The following is a 7008-nucleotide window of genomic DNA, read 5'->3' as shown; positions in this document are numbered from 1 at the left end:
GAGGTCGAGGATGCGGCCGGCGGCGGCCCGGCCGGCGGCGTCCGGCACCGGATGCGCGGCCTCGACCACCTCGATCCGCTCGGTCGGCGTGCCGTGGCCGTAGCGGGTGACGACCAGCCCCTCGCAGGGATGCGGCCACAACGTCTCGAAGGCCCGGGCCATCCGCGCCGCCCCCTTGCCGGCGCCGAGCACGATGGTGCGCCCCTTCGGCGGCTCTGGCAGCAGGTGCCGCATCCGCGTCTCCGGATAGGCGGCGCTGAGCGCGGCCTGGAACAGGGCCTCGAGGACGGCGCGATCGGACGCGGACATGGACGCGGTCTCCGGATACGGCGGCAAGCGGCCCATCGAAGGCGAGGACAGGCCGCGGTTCAAGCCCGAATCGCCGCGGGACGGCCGGGGACGTTCCACCCCGCGAAAAAGATGGGTCAGAGCCCGATCCGGCTCGCCTCGAAAGGCAGCATCACGGCCGGGCCGCCGGCGATGCGCAGGTCGAGCCCGGCGGGGCCGTGGCCGATCGCCTCGACCCGGTCCCAACCCGGCTCGGCCGGGATGGCGCCGAAGGCATAGGCGATCTCGACCCGCCCCGCCGGCTGCAGCGCGATCGCGGTCGGGTAGCCCTCGGCGGTCAGCGGGTTCGGCGCCATCGAGGCGCGATGGCCGAGATGGAGGTACATGCAGCCCTCCTCGATCCCCAGCACATGGCGGTGCCGGCCGGAGAAGGGCGGATAGTCGCGGCCGCCATTGCTCATCCACAGCATGGTGAAGGGCAGCCGGCGCGGGTCCTTCAGGCCGAAGAACAGGAAGCCCTCGCGCGCCGCCAGCGCCGCCGACCAGCCGAGCGTCGAGCCAGGCGCCTCGGCCAGCAGCACGATGTCCTCATGGCTGTCGGCGAAGGGGTAGCGCGAGGCGTCGACGGTGCGGCCATCGGCCAGGCGCACGGCCTCCAGCCCGGCGATGCGCTGCGGATAGGCCAGCACCGACCGCCCCCGCGCCGGGTCGGGCTCGACCGGGGTCGGCGGGGTGATGCCGAAGGCCTTGGGCGAGAAGCTGAGCGCAGCGCCGCCCGGTACCCGGATCATGGCGTGATGCGCCATCGGCAGCGCCCCGGCGCCGCCCTCGAAGACATGGCGCTGATAGACGATCGGCTGGCCCTGGCGCAGCGTCACCGCCTTGCGCACGGTGGCGCCGAACACCTTTTCCTGCAGCGTGAAGCGGGCGGTGACGCCCCCCGTCTTCCGGTCGATGCCGTCGAGCTCCCAATGTCCGTTGCCGGTCCAGCCATGGCCGGGCGCGCCGTCCAGGTCGCTGTCGGCGAAGGGGGCGCAGAAGAAGTCGCCCGCCAGGTTGCGCAGGCCGAGCGGGACGTCGTCCGGCAGCGTCTCGCCGCTGTCGATCCAGGGCGCCCGGTGGGTCGGCCGGATCTCCCGCCCGTTCCAGCGCACCACCACATCGTGCAGGTGCCCGCCCTCCGGGTTGAACACGATCTGGACCGCATCGACACCGAACTCGATCATCGTCTTCTCCCGGAAGCCTCACGCCTCGTAGCATCGATGCCGCAGCGGCACGAGCGTGTAAACGTCAACATCATCGGCCGATTGCAGCAACGGGCGATTCCGGCGAGAATCCGGGCAAGCCATGGCCGATCGCACGAAACCTTCCCCTGTGAACGTTTTCCCGCCGCGCCGGCCGACGATCCGCGACGTGGCGGCGCGGGCGGCGGTGTCGATCGGCACCGTGTCGCGCGTCGCCGGCGGCAGCGCCAGGGTGGCGGAGGCGACGCGGGCCCGCGTGCTGGCGGCGATGGCGGAGACGGGCTACCAGCCCAACGCCGCCGCCCGGACCATGCGCACCAGCCGCACCCGGACCATCGGCTTCCTCATCCCCGACATGGCGAACCCGGTATTCTCGCGCGTCGCCACCGGGGCCGAGCCGGTGCTGTCCGCCGCCGGCTACATGTTGTTCGCCGTCTCCTCCAACCGCTCGCCGGCGCGCGAGCTGGCCTTTCTGGAGGCGGCGCAGCAGCGCCAGATGGACGGGCTGATCGTCACCCTGGCGGACGAGATGCACGGCCCCGTGGTCGAGCGGTTGGGCCGGATCGGCGTGCCGCTGGTGATCCTGGACCGCGACGTGCCGGTGGCGGCCGACGTGGTCTACAGCGACCATGCGCGGCCGATCGAGACGCTGGTGAAGCAGATGGCGGCGCAAGGCCATCGCCGGATCGCGCTGATCACCGCGTCGGAGAGGATCCGCCCCGGCCGCGCCCGCGCCGAGGCCTTCCGCAAGGCCCTGGCCGAGGCCGGGCTGGCAGTGGAGGAGCGGCTGGTCCGGTCCCGCGCCCAGACCGCGGAGTACGGCGCGGCCGAAGCCCATGATCTCTTGACCGGGCCAAGGCCGCCGACCGCGCTGATCGCCGGCGGCAACGAGATCTTCCAGGGCGCACTGCGCGCGATCCGGCTGCTGGGCCTGTCGGTGCCGCGGGACCTGTCGCTGGCCGGGGCCGACGACCGGATGCTGGCCGAGCTGGTCGACCCGCCGATCACGGTGATCGACCGCGACATGGCCGAGGTCGGCGCCACGGCGGCGCGGATGCTGCTGGAGCGGCTGGACGGCCTGGACGCCCCGCCCCGCCGGGTGCTTCTGGGCAGCAGCGTGGTGCTGCACGGGTCGATCGGCCGGCCGAAGGGAAAGCGGTGATGAGCACGGTCCTGCGCCTGGGCTTCCTGGCCTCGCATGGCGGCACCAGCATGCGGGCGATCATCGGCGCTATCGCCGATGGGACGCTTGCGGGCAAGGCCTGCCTGGCGGTCAGCAACAACCGGGACGCGCCGGCGCTGCGCTTCGCCGAAGCGGCCGGGGTCCCGCACCGCCACATCAGCGCGACCAGCGAAGGCGGCGAGGCTGCAGCCGACTTGGCTCTCTGCCGGGTGATGCAGGAAGCAGGCGCCGAATGGCTGGTGCTGTCGGGCTATCTGCGCAAGATCGGCCCGGCCACGCTGGACCGCTACCGCGGCCGCCTCCTGAACATCCACCCCGCCCTGCTGCCGGAGTTCGGCGGCCGGGGCCTGTACGGCCGGCACGTGCACGCGGCGGTGCTGGCCGCGGGCCGCAGCGTCAGCGGCATGACGGTCCATATCGTCGATGACGAGTACGACCACGGGCCGGTCGTGGCGCAGCGCGAGGTTCCCGTCCTGTCGGGCGACACGGTCGAGACGCTGCAGCAGCGCATCGCCGAAGCCGAGCCGGCCTTCTTCGTCGAGGTGCTGCAGTCGATTGCCACCGGCGAGTTGATCCCTCGGCCCAACTAAGTTCCGCGTCATCCCGAACAAGCCCCGAAGGGGCGCAGATCCGGGATCTCGCTCCGGTCCGAAGAGATCCCGGGTCTGCAGCGCACCACTTCGTGCTGCGCCGCGCCCGGGATGACGATGGAGGGGGCGCCTCAGAAATTGAAATCGCCGATATTGCTCTTGTCGAAGGTGGTGGGCTGCGACTGGGTCAGGATCTGGGCGTTGTCGCCGATCTTGATCGTGCCCAGCTTCGGCACCTCGAAGCTGCTCCCCGGCTTCAGGTCGATCTTGCCGCCCATCACCCCGACCGCGAGATGCGAGGCCAGCCAGCCCTCATTGTACGGGCTCCACAGCTGGAAGGCGGTGACCGTGCCGTTCTCGATGAAGCGGCGCATCTGGTTCGGGGTGCCGAGGCCGGTGACCTTGACCTTGTCGGCCTTGCCCGCCGTCTCCACCACCTGGGCCGCGGCGGCGACGCCGACCGTCGTCGGCGAGATGATGCCGGCCAGGTTCGGATAGTTGGCCAGGAGAGCCTCGGTCTCGGTCGTGCTCTTCTGCGGGTCGTCGTCGCCATAGGCGGTGGTGACCAGCTTCATGTCCTTGTACTTGGCGTTGGACTCCAGCGCCTTCTTCATGTCGGCGATCCAGACATTCTGGTCCGGCGCGTCGGTGGTGGCCGACAGGATCGCGACCTCGCCCTTGTAGCCGATCATCGACCCCATCAGCTCGACCTGGGCGCCGCCGGTCTGCGAGAAGTCGACCGGCAGGATGGCGGCGTCGCGATGCGCCTCGTTGCCCGGCACGTCGGAGTTCACCACCAGGATCTTCACGCCGCGCGACCGGGCGCGGTCGAAGATCTGGTTCAACGCGTCCGGGCTGTTCGGCGAGATGGCGATGACGTTGACGCCGCGCTGGATCTGGGCGGTGACGAAGGGGATCTGCGAGGTCGCGTCGGGCGTCGCCGGGGCGACCGTGGTGAACTCGCAGCCCAGCGCCTTGCAGCCATCCTCGAAGCCCTTGATGATGCTGTCGAAATAGGGATTCCCGGTGTTCTTCGGGATGTACACGATCTTGACCGGGTCGGCCGCGAGGGCCGGGCCGGCGAGCAGGCCGGCGGTGACCGCCAGGGCGGTGAGAAGCTTGGTCCGGGGCATGGTTTCCTCCTTGTTTGACTTGGTTCCGGTCAGCGCCGCCGGGCGGCGCTGATCGCGTTCGAGGCGATGATCGACAGGATCAGCAGCAGGCCCAGCACGGTCAGCTGCGCCTCGATCGCGATGTTGGCCACGGTCATGCCGGTCTGGATGATCACCAGCAGCCACAGCGCCAGGAAGGTGCCGGCGATGGTGCCGCGGCCGCCGAAGATCGAGGTGCCGCCCAGCATGACGATCAGCACCATCTGCAGCTCGCCGCCCGCCGCCAGGTCGTAGCGGACCGAGCCGAGGCGCGACGCCATCATCTGCCCGGCCAGGGCCGAGACCACGCCGGAGGCGACGAACAGCAGGGTCTTCAGCCGGTCAACGCGGATGCCGGCATGGCGCGCCGCAGTCTCGCTGGTGCCGGTCTGGTAGATCTGCCGGCCGAACACGGTGCGGCCCAGCAGCAGGCCCAGCAGCAGCGCCAGCACGAGGAAGACGATCACCGGCACCGGCACGATGCCGATCTCGACGAAGTCGATGCCGACGAACCAGTCCGGAAAGCCGCCGATCGACCGGTCGCCGGCGAAGATCTGGGCGATGCCGCGATATAGCGTCATGGTGCCGATGGTGACGATGATCGACGGCAGGCGCAGCCAGGTGACCAGCAGCGCGTTGAACCCGCCCATCGCCGCGCCGGCCAGGACGCCCAGTGTCATCGCCGCCGGCATCGGCAGACCGGCCTTGGCGGCCAGCGCGAACAGGCAGGTGGACAGCGCCATCATCGCCGCCACCGACAGGTCGATCTCGCCCGAGATCACGATCATGGTCAGGACGAGCGCGACGATGCCGAACTCGATCGAATAGGTCGCGCTTTCCAGCACGAAGCCGAGATCGGCGAAGAAAGGCGACAGCTGGGTGCCGGCGATGGCGGCCGCGACCAGCAGCAGGAAGGTCATCGTCTCCGGCCGCAGCAAGGCGCGGCGCCAGGAGAAGGCGGGTCGTTCCATCGGCAGCACCGTCATGCCGGCCCCCGGCGCCAGAGATGGGCGAGGCCGCCTTCGCGGACCGAGCGGTCGATCACCAGCGCCAGGATGATGATGGCGCCGTAGATGGCGTTCTGCCAGAAGCCGGAGATGCCGAGGATCGGCAGCGCCACGGTGACCGAGCCGAGCAGCAGCACGCCGAGCGCGGTGCCGGCGACGCTGCCGGTGCCGCCATTGATGCTGACCCCGCCGATGACCACGGCGGCGATCACCGTCAGCTCGAAGCCGACGCCGGTGATGCCGGGATTCACATAGCCGAAGCGGGAGGCATAGAGCAGGCCGGCCAGCCCGGCGCAGGCGCCGGACAGGGCGAAGACGGCGAGCGTGACCGGCACCACCCGGATGCCGCGCAGCCGCGCCGCCGGCGGGTTCGAGCCGATGGCGTAGATCTCGCGCCCGAAGCGCAGATGGCGCAGCGCCAGATGGGTGGCGACGGCGACGGCGAAGGCGATCAGCACGATCCAGGGGATGCCGACCGGCGAGGTCTGGGCCATGCGGATCAGGGCCGGCGGGATGTGGTTGGGGTCGACCTGGCGGCCGCCGGACAGGATGAACACCAGCCCGCGAAACAGGCTCATTGTGCCGAGGGTGACGATGATCGAGGGCAGGCCGAACAGCGTGACGACGAAGCCGTTGACCAAGCCGAGCCCCGCGCCGATCGCCATTGCCAGCAGGAAGCCGAGCCAGATCGGGAAGTCCGGAACGTCGCGGAAGATCATGCCGACGGCGATGGCGGCGAAGCCGAGCACCGAGCCGATCGAGAGATCCACGTGGCGGGCCAGGATCACCATCATCTGCCCCATCGCCGCGACCAGGATCAGCGGGATGGCCAGCAGCACGATGCGGAAGGTCTCCCAGGTCAGGAAGCGCGGCTCGATCGCGCCGACCACGGCGTAGAACAGCACCAGCATCACCACGATGCCGGCCTCCCGCGCGGCGAGCAGGCGGGTCAGGGCGGTCATGAGAAAGCCCTCGCGCATACTCCTCTGAGTCCCCCCTCCCCTCGCGGGAGGGGGTAGGGGGAGGGGTTGTCGATGAAGCCGGCCGGCTTGCCTGCGGAGCACAACGCTCCAATCGCCTGGGCGAAGCGATGGCGGCTCTTGCGGCGCCAACCCCCTCCCCCTGCCCCCCTCCAGCGAGGGGAGGGGGGACTAGAATCGGCTGCGACTGTTTGAAGGCCTGCATCACGTCCCCTCCGCCCGGCGGCGGGGCACGGCGGCGGCCATGATCGCCTCCTGCGTCGCCTCGGCACGGGTGAACTCGGCGGTCAGCCGGCCCTCGGACATCACCAGGATGCGGTCGCTGAGGGTCAGCAGCTCCGGCAGCTCGGAGGAGATCAGCAGGATCGCCCGTCCGTCCGCCGCCAGCGCGTTGATCATGTCGTAGAACTCCGCCTTCACGCCGATGTCGATGCCGCGCGTCGGCTCGTCGAGGATCAGGATCTCCGGGTCGGTCATCAGCCAGCGCGCCAGGATCGCCTTCTGCTGGTTGCCGCCCGACAGCTCGCCGATCGGCTGGCGCGGCGACGCCAGGCGGATGCGCAGC

The 7008-nt window shown here is 70.5% G+C and carries 8 protein-coding genes; 2 read left to right on the top strand and 6 right to left on the bottom strand.

What is annotated here, in order from left to right:
• A partial coding sequence (locus P409_RS21855) for a DUF4147 domain-containing protein (protein ID WP_152613476.1) occupies positions 1 to 309 on the bottom strand: 309 nt, incomplete at its 3' end.
• Positions 310 to 425: 116 nt separating this feature from the next.
• Positions 426 to 1514 (bottom strand): hypothetical protein, encoded by a 1089-nt coding sequence (locus P409_RS21850; RefSeq protein ID WP_034843641.1) that lies wholly within the window; start codon positions 1512 to 1514, stop codon positions 426 to 428.
• Positions 1515 to 1662: 148 nt separating this feature from the next.
• Here P409_RS21850 and P409_RS21845 point away from each other — a divergent pair, with 148 nt between their 5' ends.
• Entirely contained in the window at positions 1663 to 2694 is a 1032-nt protein-coding gene (locus P409_RS21845) for a LacI family DNA-binding transcriptional regulator (protein ID WP_034843640.1), read from the top strand.
• Positions 2694 to 3305, top strand: coding sequence for a phosphoribosylglycinamide formyltransferase (purN, locus tag P409_RS21840; protein WP_034843638.1), 612 nt, complete (start codon positions 2694 to 2696; stop codon positions 3303 to 3305). The genes P409_RS21845 and purN overlap by 1 nt, the downstream gene beginning before the upstream one ends.
• Positions 3306 to 3436: 131 nt before the next feature.
• Here purN and P409_RS21835 read toward each other — a convergent pair whose 3' ends face one another.
• The 4 genes from P409_RS21835 to P409_RS21820 form a co-directional block, all read right to left on the bottom strand.
• Entirely contained in the window at positions 3437 to 4438 is a 1002-nt protein-coding gene (locus P409_RS21835) for a substrate-binding domain-containing protein (RefSeq protein WP_034843637.1), read from the bottom strand.
• Between the two features lie 29 nt (positions 4439 to 4467).
• On the bottom strand, positions 4468 to 5442 hold the full coding sequence (locus tag P409_RS21830; RefSeq protein WP_052121135.1) for an ABC transporter permease: 975 nt from the start codon (positions 5440 to 5442) through the stop codon (positions 4468 to 4470).
• On the bottom strand, positions 5439 to 6425 hold the full coding sequence (locus P409_RS21825) for an ABC transporter permease (RefSeq protein WP_034843644.1): 987 nt from the start codon (positions 6423 to 6425) through the stop codon (positions 5439 to 5441). The genes P409_RS21830 and P409_RS21825 overlap by 4 nt, the downstream gene beginning before the upstream one ends.
• 222 nt (positions 6426 to 6647) lie before the next feature.
• On the bottom strand, positions 6648 to 7008 hold a 361-nt coding region (locus P409_RS21820; RefSeq protein ID WP_034843635.1), incomplete at its 5' end, for an ATP-binding cassette domain-containing protein.

It is taken from the genome of Inquilinus limosus MP06, from assembly GCF_000767795.1.
Lineage (GTDB): Bacteria > Pseudomonadota > Alphaproteobacteria > DSM-16000 > Inquilinaceae > Inquilinus > Inquilinus limosus_E.
This window is presented reverse-complemented; position numbering and strand designations above follow the sequence as displayed.